Source organism: Brachybacterium saurashtrense (genome assembly GCF_003355475.1).
Lineage (GTDB): Bacteria > Actinomycetota > Actinomycetes > Actinomycetales > Dermabacteraceae > Brachybacterium > Brachybacterium saurashtrense.
On sequence record NZ_CP031356.1, the window covers coordinates 772,650 to 793,649 of the forward strand.

Annotated in this window: 15 protein-coding genes; 8 read left to right on the forward strand and 7 right to left on the reverse strand. The window is 73.8% G+C overall.

Going from position 1 to position 21,000, the window contains the following annotated elements; translation table 11 throughout:
* Positions 1–12 precede the first annotated feature (12 nt).
* The 4 genes from DWV08_RS03505 to DWV08_RS03520 are packed head-to-tail and all read left to right on the forward strand — an operon-like array spanning position 13 to position 2,787.
* A complete protein-coding gene (locus DWV08_RS03505; protein ID WP_115412539.1) occupies positions 13–387 on the forward strand; it encodes a GNAT family N-acetyltransferase in 375 nt (124 codons plus the stop codon).
* On the forward strand, positions 384–902 hold the full coding sequence (locus tag DWV08_RS03510; RefSeq protein WP_115412540.1) for a low molecular weight protein-tyrosine-phosphatase: 519 nt from the start codon (positions 384–386) through the stop codon (positions 900–902). Before DWV08_RS03505 ends, DWV08_RS03510 begins: the two co-directional genes overlap by 4 nt.
* Positions 899–2,362 (forward strand): amidase, encoded by a 1,464-nt coding sequence (locus DWV08_RS03515; protein ID WP_115412541.1) that lies wholly within the window; start codon positions 899–901, stop codon positions 2,360–2,362. The genes DWV08_RS03510 and DWV08_RS03515 overlap by 4 nt, the downstream gene beginning before the upstream one ends.
* Positions 2,359–2,787: an RNA-binding S4 domain-containing protein gene (locus DWV08_RS03520; protein ID WP_115412542.1), complete on the forward strand. Its 429-nt coding sequence runs from the start codon at positions 2,359–2,361 to the stop codon at positions 2,785–2,787. The genes DWV08_RS03515 and DWV08_RS03520 overlap by 4 nt, the downstream gene beginning before the upstream one ends.
* An 88-nt stretch (positions 2,788–2,875) precedes the next feature.
* Here DWV08_RS03520 and DWV08_RS03525 read toward each other — a convergent pair whose 3' ends face one another.
* Positions 2,876–4,282: a PrsW family intramembrane metalloprotease gene (locus DWV08_RS03525; RefSeq protein WP_115412543.1), complete on the reverse strand. Its 1,407-nt coding sequence runs from the start codon at positions 4,280–4,282 to the stop codon at positions 2,876–2,878.
* 351 nt (positions 4,283–4,633) lie between these two features.
* Between DWV08_RS03525 and DWV08_RS03530 the strand changes: the two genes are divergently transcribed.
* Positions 4,634–7,324: an ATP-dependent Clp protease ATP-binding subunit gene (locus DWV08_RS03530; RefSeq protein ID WP_241237311.1), complete on the forward strand. Its 2,691-nt coding sequence runs from the start codon at positions 4,634–4,636 to the stop codon at positions 7,322–7,324.
* A 102-nt stretch (positions 7,325–7,426) separates the two neighbouring features.
* Here the strand turns inward: DWV08_RS03530 and DWV08_RS03535 are convergent, their stop codons facing one another.
* The 4 genes from DWV08_RS03535 to panD form a co-directional block, all read right to left on the reverse strand.
* Positions 7,427–8,548, reverse strand: coding sequence for a hypothetical protein (locus DWV08_RS03535; protein WP_127097494.1), 1,122 nt, complete (start codon positions 8,546–8,548; stop codon positions 7,427–7,429).
* 187 nt (positions 8,549–8,735) lie between these two features.
* Positions 8,736–11,687, reverse strand: a complete 2,952-nt coding sequence (gene leuS / locus DWV08_RS03540) for a leucine--tRNA ligase (protein WP_115412545.1) — start codon at positions 11,685–11,687, stop codon at positions 8,736–8,738.
* Between the two features lie 260 nt (positions 11,688–11,947).
* The gene (locus DWV08_RS03545) at positions 11,948–12,874 is read right to left on the reverse strand and encodes an AEC family transporter (protein WP_115412546.1); all 927 of its coding nucleotides are present in this window, start codon (positions 12,872–12,874) and stop codon (positions 11,948–11,950) included.
* A 153-nt stretch (positions 12,875–13,027) separates the two neighbouring features.
* Complete coding sequence (panD, locus tag DWV08_RS03550) at positions 13,028–13,453, reverse strand: aspartate 1-decarboxylase (protein ID WP_115412547.1); 426 nt, start codon at positions 13,451–13,453, stop codon at positions 13,028–13,030.
* 68 nt (positions 13,454–13,521) lie between these two features.
* On the opposite strand from panD, the gene DWV08_RS03555 reads away from it, so the two are divergent.
* On the forward strand, positions 13,522–15,123 hold the full coding sequence (locus DWV08_RS03555; RefSeq protein ID WP_115412548.1) for a DEAD/DEAH box helicase: 1,602 nt from the start codon (positions 13,522–13,524) through the stop codon (positions 15,121–15,123).
* Between the two features lie 68 nt (positions 15,124–15,191).
* On the forward strand, positions 15,192–16,586 hold the full coding sequence (locus DWV08_RS03560) for an L-serine ammonia-lyase (RefSeq protein WP_115412549.1): 1,395 nt from the start codon (positions 15,192–15,194) through the stop codon (positions 16,584–16,586).
* On the opposite strand, the gene DWV08_RS03565 is transcribed toward DWV08_RS03560, so the two are convergent.
* Both DWV08_RS03565 and DWV08_RS03570 read right to left on the reverse strand, forming a co-directional pair.
* Positions 16,567–17,673: an AMP-binding protein gene (locus DWV08_RS03565; RefSeq protein ID WP_115412550.1), complete on the reverse strand. Its 1,107-nt coding sequence runs from the start codon at positions 17,671–17,673 to the stop codon at positions 16,567–16,569. The genes DWV08_RS03560 and DWV08_RS03565 overlap by 20 nt on opposite strands.
* Before the next feature lie 25 nt (positions 17,674–17,698).
* Positions 17,699–18,805: an NADH:flavin oxidoreductase/NADH oxidase gene (locus tag DWV08_RS03570; protein WP_115412551.1), complete on the reverse strand. Its 1,107-nt coding sequence runs from the start codon at positions 18,803–18,805 to the stop codon at positions 17,699–17,701.
* Positions 18,806–18,982: 177 nt separating this feature from the next.
* On the opposite strand from DWV08_RS03570, the gene acs reads away from it, so the two are divergent.
* On the forward strand, positions 18,983–20,959 hold the full coding sequence (gene acs, locus DWV08_RS03575; protein WP_115412552.1) for an acetate--CoA ligase: 1,977 nt from the start codon (positions 18,983–18,985) through the stop codon (positions 20,957–20,959).
* Positions 20,960–21,000 lie beyond the last annotated feature (41 nt).

Consider the following 21,000-nt stretch of genomic DNA (forward strand, 5'->3'; position numbering starts at 1 on the left):
ACCGTGACCGGCATGGATGAGACCTCCGCCGGACCGGGCGCGGTGCGCCTGGTCCACGACGACGACCGCGACCGCTACGAGGCACTCGACGGGGACGAGGTGGTGGCCGTCCTCGCGCACGGGGACGAGGACCTCCCCGCCCCCGACGGCGAGTCGCTCGGCCTGCGGGTGCGCGACCTCCGCTCCACGGTGGTGGCCCCGGACCGCTCCGGGATCGGGATCGGCTCCGCGATCGTGCGCTTCGCGCTGGAGGACATCCGCGCGCAGGGCATGAGGGTGCGTCCCACCTGCTGGTTCGTGCGCGGATGGATCGAGCGGCACCCCGAGTACGCGGATCTGCTGGAGTCGCCCTTCCCGCAGGGCGAAGGGAGCGAGGGGCGCGCATGACGTATCGGATCCTCACCGTCTGCACCGGGAACATCTGCCGCTCCCCGATGGCCGAGTACGTGCTGCGCGCGGCGCTGGAGGACGCGGGGCTCGGCGACCGCGCGGAGGTCTCCTCGGTGGGCACCACCGGGTGGGAGGAGGGCAACCCGATCGATCCGCGCGCCGGCGCTCTCCTGGCGCGGCACGGCATCGCCTCCGCCGACCACCGCGCCCGACGGATGGAGGCCCGGGAGCTGCGCGCGGCGCACCTGGTGCTCACGTTGGACCACGACCACGTGGACCCCGTGCGCCGCATGCTCGGGCCCGAGCAGGCCGCGCGCACCCAGCGGATGGTGCGGGACTTCGCCCCGGGGCCGGTGGAGGACACCGGGATCCGCGACCCCTGGTATGGGGACGAGGACGACTTCGAGACGGTCTGGACGCAGCTCGACGAGGCCGTCGACGGGATCGTCACGCACGTGCGCGAGGCCCTCGCGGCGCAGAGCGGCGCCGACTCCGCGGAGCAGAGCCGATGAGCGCCGGGGCGGAGGTGCTCGACGGGCTCGGGACCGCGGCCGCGCTGCGTGCCGGGGACCTCGACGTGCACGAGGTCGCCGAGGAGGCGCTCGAGGCCGCGCGCGGCGTCGGCGACGAGGTGGGCGCCTTCGCGCACCTGCTCGAGGACCTCACCCGGGCCCAGGCCCGCACGGCCGCCGAGCGCCTCGGGGACGCCCGCCGCGTCGGCGCCCGGGATGCCCTCGCCGCGAGCCACCCGCTGCTCGGCGTGCCCCTGCCGCTGAAGGATCTCACGCAGCTCGCGGGCGCCCCCTTCGAGGCGGGCAGCGCCGCGCTCGCCGGGAACGTCGCCCAGGTGACGGACGGGGTCGCCCAGACGCTCCTGGACGGCGGCACCCTCACCGTCGGGAAGACCTCCACGCCCGAGTTCGGCCTGCCCTGCTACACCGAGCCCGCCACCGGCAGGCCCGCCCGCACCCCGTGGGACCTGCGCCGCACCGCCGGCGGCTCCAGCGGCGGGGCGGCGGCGGCCGTGGTCGCCGGCGTGGTGCCGATCGCCCACGGCTCGGACGGCGGCGGCTCCGTGCGCATCCCCGCCGCCTGCTGCGGCGTGCTGGGCCTGAAGCCCTCCCGCGGGCTGATCTCCCCGGGCCCGCACGGCACCGAGGGCACCGGCCTGGTCACCGACGGGATCCTCGCGCGCACCGTGCGTGACGTGGCCGCCGGGCTGGACCTGCTGGCCGGCCCGCGGGTCGGCGACGCCGTCCCCGCCCCCGCCCACCCGGTGCGCGCCCTCGCCCGGCTCCAGCAGGAGCACCCGGTCCCGGCCCCGCTGCGGCTCGGGGTGCTGCGGGAGCCGCTCGCCGCGCACACCGGCATCCACCCGGCGGCGCTGCGGGGCCTGGAGCGCGCGCTGGAGCTGCTGCGCGGCCTCGGCCACGAGGTGGTGGAGGTCCCCGCGCCGTTCACGCCCGAGGACTGGACGGCGTTCATGCCGCTGTGGACCGTGGGCGCGGCGGCGATCCCCCTCACCGAGGAGCAGGAGGGCCGGATCCTGGAGCTCACCCGCTGGCTGCGCGAGCGCGGCAGGGAGTACAGCGGGGTGGACCTCGCCCGTGCGATCGCAGGGGTGCAGTCCCTCGCGCGGCGCACCCTCGAGGGCTTCGCGGCGGTGGACGTGGTGCTCACACCCACGCTCTCGGGGCCGCCCGCCCTGCCCGAGACGCTGCAGCGCGCCGACGGCGGCGACGACTTCGACGCCCAATGCGCCTTCACCCCGTGGACCAGCACCTGGAACATGCTCGGCACGGCCGCGCTCTCCGTCCCGCTGCACCGCGAGGAGATCGACGGGGTCGAGCTGCCCTTCGGCGTGCAGCTGGGGGCGACGCGCCCCGGCGACGACGCCCTCCTGCTCGCCCTCGCCGCCCAGCTCGAGGCCCACGACCCGTGGCCCCTGGTGCGCGCTCCCCAGCACGCATGAGCGCTCGACGGGACGAGCCCCCGCCCTCGACGGTGCGCCTGGACGTGTGGCTGTGGAGCGCCCGGCTGATGCCCACGCGGTCCGCGGCCACCGCCGCCTGCCGGGGCGGGCACGTGCGCCGCAACGGCGAGCCGGTGAAGGCCGCGCAGAAGATCGTCGTGGGGGACGAGCTGCGGGTGCGCTTGCCGGGCAGGGAGCGCATCGTGGTGGTCACACGGATCCTCACCACCCGGGTGGGGGCGCCGATCGCGCGGGAGAGCTACGAGGACCACAGCCCGGAGCCGGCACCGCAGCTCGCGGCCGCGCCGCCGCGGCGAGAACGCGGCACGGGCCGGCCCACCAAACGGGAGCGACGGCAGTTCGACCGCCTGCGCGGCCGCGACGCCGCCCGGCACCCGGGGCTGGACGACGACCAGGACCGCTGACCACCCCCGACCGGGCGTCGGCCGTCGGCCGCGCTGGCTGCGCCGTGCGGCGGACGCGGCGCGCCGTCCTGCGTCCCAGGAGGCGGGCTCAGCGCGCCGCCGCGAGCAGCTCCTGCCGGTTCCGGGACAGACGCTCCAGCAGGGTCCGCTCGATCTCGGCCACCTTGGGGTTCGCGCCGTCGGCGAGCAGTCGCTGACGGATCGAGGCGAGGTCCGCGCTCTCGCGGATGAACCGCTTCATCACCGGCTTGGCGCCGATCTGGGCGGCCCACCGCTTCCCCTCGCGCCGGCCCTTCCAGGTGGCGAGCATGTCCACCTCCTCGTGGGTGAGCCAGCCCTGGTTCGCGTAGTCACCCAGGCGCACCCGGGTGAGGCGGGACTCGTCCCACATCAGCACGCCGATGAGGATCAGCCAGCACAGCGAGATCAGCGCCTGCACCGCGCTCATCACCAGCAGCACCACGAGGCCGCCGCCGAGCGTGGCGGCGAGATTCCATGCGCTGTGCAGGAGCATGCCGGGGATGAGGGCGGGGAGGAACACCAGGAATCCCATGATCGAGCCCCATTTGCGCACCACGTACCCCACGATCACGCCGGTGAGCGAGACGTAGATGGCGTGGCCGAAGATGTTCAGGACGCCGCGGATCACGAAGAGCAGCGCCACGCCGAAGGCACCGAACTCCTCGAGCTGCCGGGAGTAGTAGAGGATGTTCTCGGTGAAGGCGAAGCCGCCGCCCAGCAGGGCGCCGTAGATCAGGCCGTCCAGCGGGCCGTTGAAGTAGCGGCGCGCCAGTAGCATCAGCAGCAGGAGCCCCGCGCCCTTGGAGGTCTCCTCCACCAGCGGGGCGCTGATCACCGCGCCGGCGAAGTCCGCCGCGGAGTCGCTGCCGGTGACGGCGTAGACGAGCTCGCGGTTCACGGTGTTGAGCACGTAGCTGATGCCCACGGCGATGGCCGCACCCCAGAACACCGCGATGAGCAGCAGGGGGAGGGGCTGAGGATCCCAGCGGTCCGCGATGAGCATGGTGAGGGCGATGACCGTCAGCGAGATCCCGGCCAGGAAGGCGGTGACCGGCCACCACACGGGATTCGCGCTCGAGAGCACCACGAACTGGAGGAAGAAGAGGCCCAGCACCACCAGCAGGGCGAAGCCCAGCGCGATCAGCGCGATCCACACCAGGATGCTCACCGTCGGGGGCTTCGCGGCGACCTGCGTGACCTCCTGGGCGCGGCGCATCTGCGTGGACCAGGCGGACTGCGGCTGGGCCGCCTCGGGCCGGTGGATCTGCGCCGGGGCGAAGCGGGCGGCGGTGAGGCCGGAGGCGCGGCGCACCGAGGTGTCGTAGGCACGCGGGTTCCCGTAGTCCTGGAAGCGGGGCCGGGCCTGGAACTCGGGCGCATCGGCGGCGGGGGCCGCCGCGCCGGGGCGCGGTCTCGCACGGGGCGTGGAACGGTCGCCGTGCGGCGACTGCGGCGGAGGAGGGGGCTGGGACATGAGGCCTCGCTCAGGGCGTCGGAACGGTGCGGCGGAGCAGGTGCCCGCCGTCGGTTCCCCGGGACGGTCGTGGCATGCTCTCGGTGGGATGCTACAGGTGTCCCAGGGCACACGGAGGGCGCTGTGGACAGCGCCTGCGGGGTGCAGCGGCTCGTCGCGACGGCGAGGCGCCCGGCCGTGCGGGCGCGGCTCACGGTGCGTCCTCCGCGTCCGGACGGCCCGGCGCCCCGCCGGGCCGTTGCAGCACGATCTCGTCAGGTTGAGCGGAATAGACTCAACTTGTCTGCCGTTGTCTCTGGTGCACGCCGCGGCATCCCGCCTCCGGCGCCCGAGTTCGAGGAGAGGAGCCCCGTGGAGTTCCAGTTCACCACCCGTTCGCAGGAGGCGGTCACCGCCGCCGCGGAGAAGGCCGTGGAGCGCGGCAATCCGCAGATCAGCTCGCTCCATCTGCTCTCGGCGCTCGCCGCCCAGCGCGACGGGATCGGCCGTGCCGCCCTCGAGGCCGTCGGCGCGTCGGCGGACGACGTGCTCGCCCGCGCCGATGCCGCGATCGACGCGCTGCCGCGCACCACCGGCGGGGCGTCCCCGACCTTCGTGGGCACCGGGTACGACGCCCTGGAGGCCGCCCGCCGCGAGGCCGACGCCGCCGGCCGCACCTACCTGTCCACCGAGCATCTGATGATCGGCATCGCGCTCGGCAAGGACGAGGCCGCCCGACAGCTCGCCGCTGTCGGCGCCGCGCCGAAGGCTCTGCGCGATGCCGTCCAGTCCCTGACCCCAGGAGAAGATCGCATGAACCAGATGGACTCGCAGAACCCCGAGGGCACCTTCCAGAGCCTCGAGAAGTTCGGCGTCGACCTCACCGAGATGGCCCGGGAGGGCCGCCTCGACCCGGTGATCGGTCGGGACGCGGAGATCCGCCGCGTCGTGCAGGTGCTCAGCCGTCGCACCAAGAACAACCCCGTCCTGATCGGCGAGCCGGGCGTGGGCAAGACCGCCGTGGTCGAGGGACTCGCCCAGCGCATCGTCGCCGGGGACGTCCCGGATTCGCTGCGCGGCAAGCGACTGATCTCGCTGGACCTCTCCTCGATGGTCGCCGGCTCCAAGTACCGCGGCGAGTTCGAGGAGCGCATGAAGGCCGTCCTCGACGAGATCCGCACCAGCAACGGGCAGATCATCACCTTCATCGACGAGCTGCACACGGTGGTGGGCGCCGGTGGCTCCGGCGACGGCTCGATGGACGCCGGGAACATGCTCAAGCCCATGCTCGCCCGCGGCGAGCTGCGGATGGTGGGCGCGACCACGCTGGACGAGTACCGCGAGAACATCGAGAAGGATCCCGCGCTCGAGCGCCGCTTCCAGCAGGTGCTGGTGGGGGAGCCGAGCGTGGAGGACACGGTGACGATCCTGCGCGGCCTGAAGGACAAGTACGAGGCCCACCACAAGGTGACGATCACCGATTCCGCGCTGGTCGCCGCGGCGACGCTGTCCTCCCGGTACATCTCGGGGCGCCAGCTGCCGGACAAGGCGATCGACCTGGTGGACGAGGCCGCCTCCCGCCAGCGGATGGAGCTGGACTCCTCGCCCGAGCAGCTGGACATCCTGCGCCGCCAGGTGGACCGCCTGAAGATGGAGGAGCTCGCGCTCTCCGGCAGCGAGGATCCCGGCTCCCTGGCCCGCCTCGACTCGGTGCGGGCGCAGCTGGCCGACCGCACCGAGCAGATGGACGAGCTCTCTGCCCGCTGGGAGCGGGAGAAGGCCGGCCTGAACCTCGTGGGCGACCTCAAGGCGCAGCTGGAGCAGCTGCGCATGCAGGCCGATCGCGCCCAGCGCGAGGGCGACCTCACCGCCGCCTCGAAGATCCTCTACGGGGACATCCCCGCCCTCAAGGAGCAGCTGCGCGAGGCCGAGGAGACGGAGGCCGGCGCCGAGGGCGGGACCGAGCGGCCGATGGTCGCCGATCACGTGGGTGCGGAGGACATCGCCGAGGTGGTGGGGGCCTGGACCGGGATCCCGGCCGGGCGCCTGCTGCAGGGCGAGAGCGAGAAGCTGCTCCGCATGGAGGAGATCATCGGCCAGCGCCTGATCGGTCAGCGGCGCGCGGTGGCGGAGGTCTCCGACGCGGTGCGCCGGGCACGGGCCGGGATCGCGGACCCGCATCGTCCCACCGGCTCGTTCCTGTTCCTCGGGCCCACCGGCGTGGGCAAGACGGAGTTGGCCAAGGCGCTCGCCGAGTTCCTCTTCGACGACGAGCGCGCGATGATCCGGATCGACATGTCCGAGTACGGCGAGAAGCACACCGTCTCCCGCCTGGTGGGTGCCCCTCCGGGGTACGTGGGCTACGACGAGGGCGGTCAGCTCACCGAGGCGGTGCGCCGCCGGCCCTACTCGGTGGTGCTGCTGGACGAGATCGAGAAGGCGCACCCGGACGTGTTCGACGTGCTGCTGCAGGTGCTCGACGACGGCCGGCTCACCGACGGTCAGGGACGCACGGTGGACTTCCGCTCCACCATCCTCATCCTCACCTCGAACCTGGGCGCGCACGTCCTGCAGGACGCCGCCCTCGCGGAGCAGGAGAAGCACGAGCGGGTGATGCAGGTGGTGCGGGCCTCGTTCAAGCCGGAGTTCCTCAACCGCCTCGACGACGTCGTGATGTTCGAGGCGCTGGATCGCGAGCAGCTCAGCCGCATCGTCACCCTGCAGGTGGAGGAGGTCGCCGAGCGGCTCGCCGAGCGCCGCATCACCCTGGACGTCTCCGAGGCGGCGACGAGGTGGCTCGCCGCCGAGGGCTTCGACCCGCTCTACGGGGCGCGCCCGCTGAAGCGGCTGGTGCAGAAGGAGATCGGCGACGGCCTGGCCCGGCTGATCCTGCGCGGCGAGGTCGAGGACGGACAGCGGGTCCGGGTCGATGCCGGACCGCAGGGCGGGGGGCTCGCCCTCACCGTGCTCGACGAGGAGGCCTCGCCGGTGGACACGCCGGCGTACGCGGCGACGGCCGCGGGGGAGGCGCCGGCCGGAGAGCCGACGGACCAGCCCTCCTGAGGGCCGGCGGGGCCGAGGCGTGCCATCGCACGCATCGGCCCCGCCGCGCCGTCGGCCGCGGCGGGGGCCCTGCTGCGGCGTCGGCAGCGCCCGCCCGACGGCTCAGCCCCGGGCGTCCCAGGGCATCGGCATGTGCTCGCGGCGCATCGCGTACAGCCTGCCCGTGTCTGTGAGGTCCTCGCGGCCCGCCTCCCAGTCGGTGCCCAGCTGCTCGGCGGCGTGCTGCGCCTCGCGCAGCGGCCCGGCGGCCCCGGGAGAGAACAGCTCCGTGGTGTCCGCGCCGACGTCGAGCACGTCGGCCGTGGCACCGGCCAGCGCCGGCACGCTGGTGGTGGTGAGGAGATCCCCGAACACCTCGGTGTGGCGGTAGGCACCGCGCTCCAGGGCGCCCGCGGCGCCGCCGAGGTCCCCCTCGCCGATCGCGGTGGAGACCTCGTCCCCCGTCTGGAGCAGGTTCCCGATGCTCCGGTCCACACCGTCGAGCGTGTTCACCAGCACGGACTCCTCCCCGACCGCGACGCTGGAGAACGCATGGGAGACGCGGAAGGGTGCGAGCACCGGAGCGAGGCGGCCCAGGCCGTGCTCCTCGAGGCCCCGCTGCGCACCGTCCAGCACGCCCCCGACGCTCTCGTGCAGGCCCGGGAGCGCCTGGATCGGCCCTCCGCCGGGGATCATGCGGACCAGGCCGCGGCGGATGCCCGCGCCGTCCTCGACGGCGGCAGGGTCCAGCAGCAGATCCTCGCCGTCGGGCAGCGGCGGGAAGGGCTCCCGCTCCCACGGCGCAGGCCCCATGAGCGGCCCGCCGACCCAGGGACCCCAGTGCGAGGGGAAGGAGGGGTCGCCGCCCTGCCCGGAGGGATCACCCTGCCGGAGCTTCGGCGGGCCCAGGAAGGGCCAGGGCGAGTCCGCGAACGGGGAGTCCGGGGACGTCGGGCCCGTCGGCGCCGCGCCGCCCTCCTCCGGGGCGGAGCAGCGCTCCTGCTCCTCCGCCTCGCCCTCCAGCAGCTCGCCGAGCCGCCGCAGGGCCTCGACCACCCCGATCGCCGTCTCCGTCCACTCCTCGGCCTGCCGTCGGAACTCCTCGGCGTCCGGCCCGACCCACATCACCGCGCGCACGGCCACGCCCACCTCGCCGATCCGCCGGCGCGTGCTCTCGGCGCGCCGGCCGAACACGGCCCCCAGATCGCTCAGCGACTCCGTCTGACTGCCCCAGAAAGTATCCATGCCGCGACCGTAGGCACGGGGCCCGATGCCTCGCGCGGACCGGGCCGGCGCTGTGGACGAACCGGCGGTGGGGAGGGGGAGTGGCGGGCGGTGTCGACGCCCGGGCCCCCGCCCCCCACAGCCCGACGGCCCCGGCACCTCCCGCTCGTGGTGCGGGGGTGCCGGGGCCGTCCTCGGTGCGGCGGGCTCAGACCACCAGGTTCACGATCTTCGGCGCGCGGACGATCACCTTGCGCAGGGTCTGGCCCTCCAGCAGCTCCTGCACCCGCGGCTCGGCCATCACGGCCGCCTCGAGATCCTCCGCGGAGATCTCCGGGTCGACCTCGAGCCGGTGGCGCACCTTGCCCTTGACCTGCACCACGCAGGTGACCTGCTCGGCCTTCAGCAGCTCGGGCTCCGCGACCGGGTAGGGGATGCGGGAGACGCCGCCGGTGTGCCCCAGCCGCACCCACAGCTCCTCGGCCAGGTGCGGGGCGAGCGGCGCGACCATCAGCACCAGCGGCTCGACGGCCTCGCGCGGCACCGTGCCGGTGGCGGTGAGCTGCTTGGTCAGGTGGTTCACCAGCTCGATGAGCTTCGCGATCGCGGTGTTGAACTGCATCCGCTCCATGTCGCGGCCCACGCCGTCGATCGTGCGGTGCACGGCCTGCGTCGTGGGCAGGTCCGCGGGCTCGTCGGTGACGGTCAGGCGCCCGGTCTCCTCGTCCACCACCAGGCGCCACAGGCGCTGCAGGAAGCGCTGTGAGCCCACCACGGCGCGGGTCTCCCAGGGGCGGGAGAGATCTAGCGGGCCCATCGACATCTCGTACACGCGCAGCGTGTCCGCGCCGTACTCCTCGTACATGTCGTCGGGCGCGACGGCGTTCTTCAGCGACTTGCCCATCTTCCCGTACTCCTGGGCGACCGGCTCGCCCTGGTACGTGAAGGTGCCGTCGGCCTCCTCGACCACGTCCTCGGCGGGCACGTGCACGCCGCGGGCGTCGGTGTAGGCGAAGGCCTGGATGTAGCCCTGGTTGAACAGGCGGTGGAAGGGTTCCTGGCTGCTCACGTCCCCGCGGTCGAAGAGCACCTTGTGCCAGAAGCGGGCGTACAGCAGGTGCAGCACCGCGTGCTCCACGCCGCCCACGTACAGGTCCACCCCGCCGACGCCGCCGTCCTCACGGGTGCCCAGCCAGTACTTCTCGTTCTCGGGGCGCACCAGGACCTCGTCCTCGGTGGGATCGATGTAGCGCAGGTGGTACCAGGACGAGCCGGCCCACTGCGGCATCGTGTTCGTCTCGCGACGGTAGATCTTCGGGCCGTCGCCGAGGTCCAGCTCGACGTCGACCCAGTCGCTCGCCCGCGACAGCGGGGTCTGCGGCTCGGTGTCCGCGTCCAGGGGGTCGAAGGTCTTCGGGGAGAAGTCCGCGACCTCCGGCAGGTCCACGGGAAGCATCGAGTCCGGCACCGGGATCGGGGTCTCCGGATCGGCCGGGTCGTAGACGATCGGGAAGGGCTCGCCCCAGTAGCGCTGGCGGGAGAACAGCCAGTCCCGCAGGCGGTAGGTGGTCCGCGCCCGGCCGAAGCCCTTCTCCTCGGCGTGCGCGGTCGCGCGCGTCTTCGCCTCGTCCTTGTCCAGGCCGTTCAGATCCAGGTCCGCGGAGGCGGAGTTGATCTTCTCGCCCTCCCCGGTCCAGGCCCCGCCCTCGAAGTCCTCCGGCGGGCGGACGGTGCGGATCACCGGCAGGTCGAAGCGGTCCGCGAAGGCGAAGTCCCGCTCGTCCTCGGCGGGCACGGCCATGATCGCGCCGGTGCCGTAGCCCGTCAGCACGTAGTCGGCGGTGAACACGGGCAGCGCACGGCCGTCCATCGGGTTGGTCGCGACCAGCCCGGTGAACACGCCGGTCTTCTCGCGCCCCTCGGCGGTGCGCTCGTCCTCGTCCAGGGAGGCGGCGCGCGCCTGGTAGGCGGTGACGGCCTCGCGCGGGCTCGCCGCCCCGCCGGTCCACGCCTCCTTCGTGCCCTCAGGCCAGGCCTCGGGCAGGGCGGAGGCGTCGGCCAGCAGGGAGTGCTCGGGGGAGAGGACGCAGAAGGTGGCGCCGAACAGGGTGTCGGCGCGCGTGGTGAACACGTCGAACGCCGCGTCGGAGCCGTCGGACAGGCCGGAGACGGGGAAGGTGATCTCGGCGCCGTGGCTGCGGCCGATCCAGTTGCGCTGCATCGCACGGATCGATTCGGGCCAGTCCACACGGTCCAGGTCGTCGATGAGGCGGTCGCCGTAGGCGGTGATGCGCATGTTCCACTGGCGCAGGCGCCGCGTGAACACAGGGAAGTTCCCGCGCTCGGAGCGGCCCTCGGCCGTGACCTCCTCGTTGGCCAGGACCGTGCCCAGGCCCGGGCACCAGTTCACCGGGGTCTCGGAGATGTAGGCCAGGCGGAAGGAGTCCGCCAGCTGCGCGATCTCCGCCTCGCTCGCGGCGGGGACCTCGGCGGCGTCGCGTCCCTGCCAGGCCTCCGGCAGCTCCAGCCCCTGCCGATCAGCCAGCGCGAAGGGGTCGATCGTGCCCGCACCCAGGCCCTCGCGCAGCTCGGCGATCGGCCGGGCGCGCCCGGTGATGCCGTCGGCGTTCGGGGCGTCCGGGTCGTACCAGGAGTCGAAGACGCGCAGGAAGATCCACTGCGTCCACTTCACGAACTCGGGGTCGGTGGTGGCCAACGAGCGGCGGGCGTCGTGGGACAGCCCCAGCCGGTGCAGCTGCCGGCGCATGTTCGCCACGTTCGCCTCGGTGGTGGTGCGCGGGTGCGTGCCGGTCTGGACCGCGTACTGCTCGGCCGGCAGGCCGAAGGCGTCGTAGCCCATCGTGTACAGGACGTTCCGGCCCAGCATCCGCTGGTGGCGGGCCACCACGTCGGTGGCGATGTAGCCCAGCGGGTGGCCCACGTGCAGCCCCGACCCCGAGGGGTAGGGGAACATATCCATGATGTACATCTTCTCGCGGACCTCCGCGGAGGCGGCCTGCTCGAGGGACTCGGCCGCGCCGCGCAGCGCGCCGACGGGGTTGTCGGCGTGGAAGGTGCCCTCCTCGTCCCAGCGCTGCTGCCAGCGCAGCTCGATCTCGTCCGCCATCGCCGCGGTGTACCGGTGCGGGGCCTCGCTCATGGGTGAATCGTCCTCCGAAGGATCAGTGCGGCCGAAGCCGCCAGGCGTCTCGTGACATGAAAAAACCCTCGCGCAGGCGAGGGGAGCCGCGTCGGTGCCTCACGTGCGCACCGGGCGCGCTCTCAGGAGCGCGGGGTGGGCGCGGGCCTTGTCCGACGCGGCTGCATAAGCAGGAGCCGTCGAGTCACGGGCCCATCCTAGCGCGCCCCGCTCTCGGGCACGGGCCTCTCCGGCGCGTCCCGGGCGGGCTCGCTCCGCCCTCACACCCCGAGCACGCCGGAGAGGAGCAGGAGCACCAGCACCGTGCCGACGGTGGTCAGCAGCACCGTGTCGCGGGCGAGGTTCTCGGAGGCGCGGTAGCGGGCGGCCGCCACGTAGACGTTCTGCGCGGTGGGCAGCGCCGCCATCACCACCACCTCGTACAGCGAGGCGTCCCGCAGCCCCAGCAGCAGCCCTACCCCGAGGGCGATCACCGGCATCAGCAGCAGTTTCGAGGAGGTCGCCACCGCGATCAGGCCGCGGTAGCCGTCGTCCTTCGCCAGCGGGCGGGAGCCGTGCAGGGAGAGGCCGTAGGCGAGCAGCATCGCGGGGATGGCCATGTCCGCCAGCGAGTGGACCGGCTCGAGCACCACGGGCGGGACCTTCACACCCGCCAGCACCAGCGCCAGGCCCACGCCGGAGGCGATGATCACGGGGTTCGCCACGATGCTGCGCAGCACGCCGGTGGCCCCCGGGGCGTCGTCCTGGGTGACGCGGTGCAGCACGAACAGGTACAGCGGGGTGTAGACCGCCTGCTGGAAGAGGATCACCGGAAGGGCGTGGGAGATGTCGCCCAGCACGTAGGCCGCGATCGGGAAGCCCATGTTGGCGCCGTTGACCACGGAGCCGCTGATCGCGGTCACCACCAGGTCCGGCCCGCGGCGATCGGTGAACAGCGCCACGCCCGCCAGCACCAGGGCGCCGGTGACGAGACCGGAGATGCCGGCCACCGCCATCGGCAGCGAGAGCACCTCGCGCACATCGGACTCGAGCAGTCCCACCAGGATCAGGGCGGGGGAGGCGATGAAGAACGTGGCCCGGTTGAGCACGAAGCGGGCGTGCGGCCCGAGCACGGCGGTGCGCCCGGCCACCCAGCCCACGCCGATCATCGACCAGACGATGAAGAACCCGGCCAGGACCCCGGTCACAGCGGCGAGGAGGAGCGCGAGGAGTTCACGTCAGACATCCTCCACGATTCTCGGGAAAGGGGGTTCCCGCGTCCGACTGCCGGACGGCGGAGGAACCCCGGGCGTGGGCTGCGTCGCGGGGCGTCGCGGGGACGCCGCGGGGGAGAGGGCCGGTCAGCGCAGGCCGTGGGAGGTGCGGCCGTCGATCTGGTCGCGCATCCCGGGCACCGGCTCGGCGCCGTCGCTGCCCAGCGCCACGATGCGGTTGTCCGCATCGACGTGGACCACGCGGGGACGGTGGGCGGCGATCTCGCTCGCGTCCAGCTGGCCGTAGGCCATGATGATCACGAGGTCCCCCGGGGCCACCAGGTGCGCGGCGGCACCGTTGATCCCGATCACGCCGCTGCCGCGCTCGCCCTCGATGACATAGGTGACCAGGCGGTGACCGTTGGTGATGTCCACGATCGAGACCTGCTCGTTCTCCACCAGACCCGCGGCCTCGGTGAGGTCGGGGTCGATGGTGACCGAGCCCACGTAGTGCAGGTCTGCCTGCGTGACCGTGGCCCGGTGGATCTTCGAGGTCATCAGAGTGCGCAACATCGCCCCCATTCTCTCACTGGTGCCGCATGCTGGATGATGGGGGCGTCCGATTCGTCAGGAGGATCACCATGCCCAAGGCCCGTCGCCGCTCTGCCCACCGCTCCGAGCGGTTCGAGGACATGGCGCTGCCCGACGAGGTCCTCGCCGTCCTCGCGGAGCAGGGGCTCGAGCGCGCCTTCGAGATCCAGTCCGCGATCCTGCCCGATGCGCTGGCCGGGAGGGACGTCCTGGCCCGCGCCGAGACCGGCTCGGGCAAGACCCTCGCCTTCACACTGGCGATGACCTCCCGCTTCCGCGGCCGCAAGGTGCACCGTCGGCGCCCGCTGGGTGTGGTGCTGGTGCCCACCCGCGAACTCGCCGTGCAGGTCGTGGACACGATCCACCCCTTCGCCCGCGCCGTCGGCACCTCCGCCCAGCTGGTGGCCGGAGGCATGAACATCGAGAAGCAGGCCGACGCGGTCGCGCGGGGCGTGGGGATCGTGGTGGCCACCCCGGGCCGCCTCATCGATCTCGCCGAGCGCGGCGCGCTGCAGCTGGACCTCGTGGAGAGCACCGTGATCGACGAGGCGGACCACATGGCCGACCTCGGCTTCCTGCCGGACGTGCGCGACATCCTCGCGGCGATCCCGATGGGCACCCAGAAGATGCTCTTCTCCGCCACCCTCGACGGACAGGTGGAGCAGATCGTGGACTCCTTCCTGGTCGATCCGGTGAGCCACGAGACCACCCCCGTCACCGCGGCCGTGAAGAGCATGGACCACCACGTGCTCGAGATCGCCCCCGCCGCCAAGCGGGAGGTCACCGCGCAGCTCGCGGCGCGCGAGGGGCGCACCCTGCTGTTCACCCGCACCCAGCTGGGCGCCGAGCGCGTGGCCCAGGAGCTGATCGAGGTGGGCGTGCCCGCGGCGGCCCTGCACGGCAGCAAGCAGCAGGGCCTGCGCACCAACGTGCTGGCCGGCTTCCGCCAGGGCGCCTTCCCGGTGCTGGTCGCGACCGACGTCGCCGCCCGCGGCCTGCACATCGACGACGTGTCGATGGTGGTGCACGTGGATCCCTCCGACGATGTCAAGGAGTACGTGCACCGCTCGGGCCGCACCGCCCGGGCCGGCGCCGCCGGCAGCGTGGTCACCCTCGCCCTGCCCCACCAGGTCTCCTCCACCCGGCGCATCCTCGCCGGTGCGGAGGTGGAGCCGCAGCGGGCGGAGGAGGTCGACTCCGCCTCCCACGAGGCCCTCGCCGCGCTCGGCGGGCGCACCCCCGCCGGGGAGCCGGTGGAGGATCCGGCCACCGTGAAGTACAAGGGCGCCCCGCGCAAGCTGGATCTGGGCGGCCGGCGGGGTGCGGACGCCCGACGGGCCGAGGAGCGCCGGGCGAACGAGGAGCGCCGTGCCTCCTGGGAGGACGGCGCCGACGAGCGCCCCGGCCGCGGCGGTCCCGGAGGCGGCGGCGGGGCGCGAGGATCCGGCGGGTCGCGAGGATCCGGCGGGCGCGGTGAGGGCGGTCGCGGGGCCGGCGGCCGTGGGGCCGATGGCCGCGGAGGCTCGGGCTCCGGCGCTGCCGGGTCGACGGGCCGGAAGGACGCCGGGGCCGGTCGCGGCCGCCCCGGGTCCGGCGGAGCCGGGAAGGGGCGCGGGCGCTCCGGCGCGCCGCGCCGCCGCGGCGGCCGCTGAGGGGACGATGGGATCATGACCGGCCGTTCGACGAGGAGCGGCCGCGACGCGAGGAGGCACAGCACCGGATGAGCATCAGCACCTTCGACATGTTCAAGATCGGCATCGGGCCGTCGAGCTCGCACACGGTGGGCCCGATGCGTGCCGCTGCCCAGTTCGCCCGCGACGCGCTCGCCGATGCGGACCTGGGCCCGCGGATCGCGGACGTGGCGGTGCACCTGTACGGCTCGCTCGCCGCGACCGGCGAGGGCCACGGCACCCTGGACGCGGTGGTGATGGGCCTGGAGGGCGCGGACCCGGAGAGCGTGGACCCCGTGGCGGGGCGCGAGCGGGTGCGGACGATCGAGGCCGAGGGCGGGCTGATGCTCGACGGGACCCTCGAGGTGAGCCTGCGTCCCTCCACGATCGTGCTGCATCCGCTCACCTTCCTGCCCCAGCACTCCAACGGCATGACCTTCCTCGCCCTGGACGCGGAGGGCGCGGAGCTGCTGCGGCGCCCGATGTTCTCCGTCGGCGGCGGCTTCGTGGTGGACGAGACGGACATGGACCGCTCGATCGCCGAGGTCGCCGCCGAGGACGAGGGCCGCACGATCTTCACCACCGGTGCCGAGCTGCTGCGGGTGTGCGAGGACCGCGGCATCTCCGTCTCCGAGGCGATGCTGCTGCGCGAGCGGCAGTGGCGCAGCGACGAGGAGATCCGCGCGGGCCTGCTCACCATCTGGCGCACCATGGCCGACTGCATCGAGCGCGGCACCCGCACCCCGGGCGTGCTGCCGGGCGGGCTCGAGGTGAAGCGGCGCGCCGCCTCCTGGCGCGATGCGCTCGTTGCGGAGGACCCGGCGCGCCTGCCGATGAACGCGTTCGAATGGGTCTCCCTCGCCGCGCTCGCCGTGAACGAGGAGAACGCCGCCGGGGGCCGCGTGGTCACCGCCCCCACCAACGGCGCCGCGGGCATCATCCCGGCGGTGCTCCACTTCGCCACCACCTACATCGAGGGCGTGGACCCGGACGAGATCGCCGTGCGCTTCCTGCTCACCGCCGGCGCGATCGGCTCGCTGTATAAGGAGCACGCCTCGATCTCCGGCGCCGAGGTGGGCTGCCAGGGGGAGGTGGGCTCCGCCTGCTCGATGGCGGCCGCCGCCCTGTGCGAGGCGATGGGCGGCAAGCCCGCCCAGGTGGAGAACGCCGCGGAGATCGCGATGGAGCACAACCTGGGCCTCACCTGCGATCCGGTGGGTGGCCTGGTGCAGGTGCCGTGCATCGAGCGCAACGCCATGGCGGCGGTCAAGGCGATCACCGCCGCACGCTTCGCGCTGCGCGGCACGGGCGAGCACTTCGTCTCCCTCGACACCGTCATCGAGACCATGCGCCAGACAGGCAAGGACATGAACGAGCGCTACAAGGAGACCGCCATGGGCGGGCTCGCCGTCACCGCCGTGCCGGTCAGCGTCCCGGACTGCTGAGCAGCACCTCGCCCGGCACCGCCGCGGCGCCCAGCTGGTCCCGCACCATCGCACGCAGCGCCTCGGGGGTGGGGGCGGCGGCGCCCGTGGCGGTGACCCCCAGCTCCACCTCCGCGACGGTCCGCACCCCCGTGGGCGCGGCGGGCACCATCCGGATCGTCACCCGTTCCACGCCCGGGTGGGTGCACAGCACCCGCACCACCTCGGCCGGGTCGTGGAGGATCCTGTCGGTCGGCGGGTCCTCGATCCGCCCGCGCAGGTGCACCGTGCCGTCGGGGGTGATCTCGCCGCGATCGGTGGCCACCTCGCGGCCGCCCGTGAACGGGGTGCGGGCCCGCAGCACCCCGTCGACCTCCCGCAGGCGCACCCCGCGCAGCGGCCGCCCGTCCACGGTCAGCACGCCGGTCTCCGCCGTGCCGTACACGTCGTGCACCCGGGCCCGGTAGCTGCGCGCGAGATCCGCGCGCAGCACGGGTGAGAGGGCGTCCGAGCCGGAGACGATCCGCTCGATCTGCAGGGGGCGGTCCCGGCCCGACCCCTGCTCCGCGCGCAGCAGCGCCTCCAGGTGCACGGGCAGGCCCGTGAGGAGAGCGGCCCGGCTGCGGTGCAGCAGGGCGACCTGCTCGGGGACGGGCAGGTGCGTGAGGTCCACCAGCGGCGCGCCCAGGCCGAGGGCCCCCAGGGCCACCAGCAGTCCGTGGCCGTGCACCCCGGGGGCGAGGCAGGCGATGCGACGCCCCGGGCGCAGCCCGATGCGGCGACCCAGGTCGCTGAGGGTGAGCAGCTGGGAGGGACTCAGCGCGCCGTGCCGGCGCAGACGCGGCGGTCCCGAGGCGCCGCCGGTGCGCAGGTCCAGCGGCCCGTCTGCGGCCAGGGCCGTGACCAGCACCTGGCGCAGCGGCGCGGTGGGCAGGAGGTCCGCGAGGCGCACCGCCCGGGAGCCGCGGCGGGTGCGCCGACGGTGCAGGCGCACCAGGTCCAGCAGATCGGCCGCGCGCAGCTCGCCGTACCGGTCCACGAGCACCAGGGCACGGGGGCGCAGGGCGAGGCGGGCACGCAGGCCGCGCGCCGACCTCAGCACCCTCATCGCCGCGCCCTCCGCGTCCGGCCGCTCACCACGCCCCGCGCCGGTAGGCGCCCGGGTACAGGCCGCCGTCGCGCACGCCGAGCTCATGGGCGGCGCGCTGAGGCCAACCGGCCTCCCGCAGCGCCACCCGACCCAGCGCCACGAAGTCCGCGTCGCCGCGGTCCAGCACGGCCTGCGCCCCGGCGGGCTCGGTGATCAGCCCCACCGCGGCCACCGGCATCGACACCGCCTCCCGCAGGGTGCGCGCGAACCCCACCTGGTACTCGGGACCCACCGCGATGTCCGCGATCACGGCGCCGCCGGTGGAGACGTGCAGCGCGTCCACCCCCACCTGCTCGAGCTCCCGGGCCAGCTCCACGGACTGGTCCACGTCCCAGCCTCCGTCGATCCAGTCGGTGGCGCTGATCCGCACCATCAGCGGGCGCTCGGCGGGCCAGCGCTCCCGCACGGCGGCTGCGATCTCCCGCGCCAGGCGGCGGCGGCCGGGCCCGTCCCCGCCGTACTCGTCGGTGCGGGTGTTCACCAGCGGCGAGAGGAACTCGTGCACCAGGTAGCCGTGGGCGAAGTGCAGCTCGAGGGCGTCGAAACCGGCGCGCTCGGCACGCTCGGCGGCGGCGACGAAATCCTCCACCACGGCCGCGATCTCCGACCAGCTGAGAGCATCCGGGGCGTCCAGACCCGGGAAGGGCTCCGGGGTGGGGCCGACGGTGCGCCAGCCCGCCGCGAACTCGGGGACGGTGCCGCGCCGCCCGCGGTACCGCGGCAGCGCCGGCCAGGTCGAGGCCTTGCGCCCGGCGTGGGCGAGCTGCACGGCGATCCGCGCGCCCTGGTCCCGGCAGAACCCCGTGATCCGCGACCAGGCCGCCACCTGCTCCTCGTTCCACAGCCCGGTGTCGCGGGGGCTGATCCGGCCCTCGGGGGAGACAGCGGTGGCCTCGGTGACGAGCAGGCCGAATCCGCCGGCGGCGCGGGCCCCGAGGTGCACCAGGTGCCAGTCGGTGGGCACGCCGTCCTGCGCCTCCACCATGTACTGGCACATGGGCGCCAGCCAGATGCGGTTGCGCAGCTCGAGGGCGCCGAGGCGGGCGGGGGAGAGCAGCGACGGGGAGGGCGCGGCGGGATCGGGGGCCATGGGACCCCACGGTAGTCGCGGTCGCCGGATCCGGCGGGCGTGCCCGCTCCGCGGGCCAGGGGCCGGGAGCGCCCCGTCCCGGCCTGGGCGGTGGGCGCGTGACGTGGGTCTCCTGCGATACGGTGGGCGACGTCCATCCGCCCCGGTCGCACCGGGGCCCGCGAAGCAGGAGCACTGATGTCCGACGACGCCCCCGGGATCGAGAACCTCTCCCAGGAGACCCGCACCTTCTCCCCTCCCACCGAGTTCGTGCAGAACGCGGTCGCCCGTCCCTCCCTGTACGAGGAGGCGGAGCGGGACCGCCTCGCCTTCTGGCGCTCGCGCGCGAGCCTGCTGAGCTGGGAGACGCCCTTCACCGAGACCCTGGACTGGTCGAGCCCGCCGTTCGCGCGCTGGTTCGCCGACGGCACGCTGAACGTGGCCTACAACTGCGTGGACCGCCACGTGGAGTCCGGCCACGGCGCGCAGGTCGCGCTGCTGGCCGAGTACGAGGACGGCTCCGACGCGACCTTCACCTACGCCGACGTCAAGGACGAGATCTCCCGGATGGCGAACGTCCTCGCCGATCTGGGGGTGCGGACCGGCGACCGAGTCGCGATCTACTTGCCGATGATCCCCGAGGCCGTGTTCGCGATGCTCGCCTGCGCCCGCCTGGGCGCCCCGCACTCGGTGGTGTTCGGCGGCTTCAGCGCCGAGGCGCTGCGCTCCCGCATCGAGGACGCCGAGGCGCGGGTGGTGATCACGGCCGACGGGCAGAACCGCCGCGGCAAGCAGCTGCCGCTCAAGCCCGCGGTGGACGAGGCGCTCGCCGCCGGCGGCGAGAGCGTCGAGAAGGTGCTCGTGGTGCGCCGCACCGGCGGCGACGTCGAGTGGACCGAGGGACGCGACGTGTGGTGGCACGAGGCGCGCGAGGGCGCCTCGACCGAGCACGCGCCGGTGCCGGTGGAGGCGGAGCATCCGCTGTTCATCCTCTACACCTCCGGCACCACCGGGAAGCCCAAGGGGATCGTCCACACCACCGGCGGCTACCTCACCCAGGCCGCCTACACCCACCGCAACGTCTTCGACCTCAAGCCCTCCAGCGACGTCTACTGGTGCACGGCGGACGTCGGCTGGATCACCGGCCACACCTACGTGGTCTACGGGCCGATGGCCAACCGCGCCACCCAGGTGATCTACGAGGGCACCCCGGACACCCCGCACCAGGGGCGCTGGTGGGAGATCGTCGCCAAGCACAAGGTCTCGCTGTTCTACTCCTCGCCCACCGCGATCCGCACCGCGATGAAGTGGGGCGAGGACATCCCCGCGCAGCACGACCTCTCCTCGCTGCGCCTGCTGGGTAGCGTGGGCGAGGCCATCAACCCCGAGGCGTGGATGTGGTACCGCCGCGTGATCGGCGGGGACCGCTGCCCGATCGTGGACACCTGGTGGCAGACCGAGACCGGCGGCATCATGATCTCCCCGCTGCCGGGCATCACCGACACCAAGCCGGGCTCCGCGCAGGTCCCGCTGCCGGGCATCAGCGCGGACGTGGTGAGCGACGCGGGCGAGTCCGTCGCGAACGGGCAGGGCGGCTACCTGGTGCTCGACAAGCCGTGGCCGGGCATGCTGCGCGGCATCTGGGGCGACCCGGAGCGCTTCCGGGAGACGTACTGGTCCCGCTTCGAGGGGCTGTACTTCGCCGGAGACGGCGCCAAGCGGGACGAGGACGGCGACATCTGGCTGCTGGGCCGCGTGGACGACGTCATGAACGTCTCCGGGCACCGGCTGTCCACCATGGAGATCGAGTCCGCGCTGGTCAGCCACGACTGGGTGGCGGAGGCCGCGGTGGTGGGCGCCGAGGACGCCACCACCGGCCAGGCCCCGGTCGCCTTCGTGATCCTGCGCGGCGACAGCGAGGAGGAGGTCGCCGCCGCCGGCGGGGAGGACGAGGTCTCCGCGCTGCTGCGCGCCCATGTGGGCAAGGAGATCGGCCCGATCGCGAAGCCGAAGAAGGTGCTGCTGGTCACCGAGCTGCCCAAGACCCGCTCCGGCAAGATCATGCGCCGTCTGCTGCGGGACGTCGCCGAGAACCGTCAGGTGGGCGACACCCAGACCCTCGCCGACGCCTCCGTGATGGACCTGATCCAGCAGGGGCTGACCGGCCGCCGCTGACGCGGACCGCACGCCGCGCGGGCGCCCCGGCCGATGGCCGG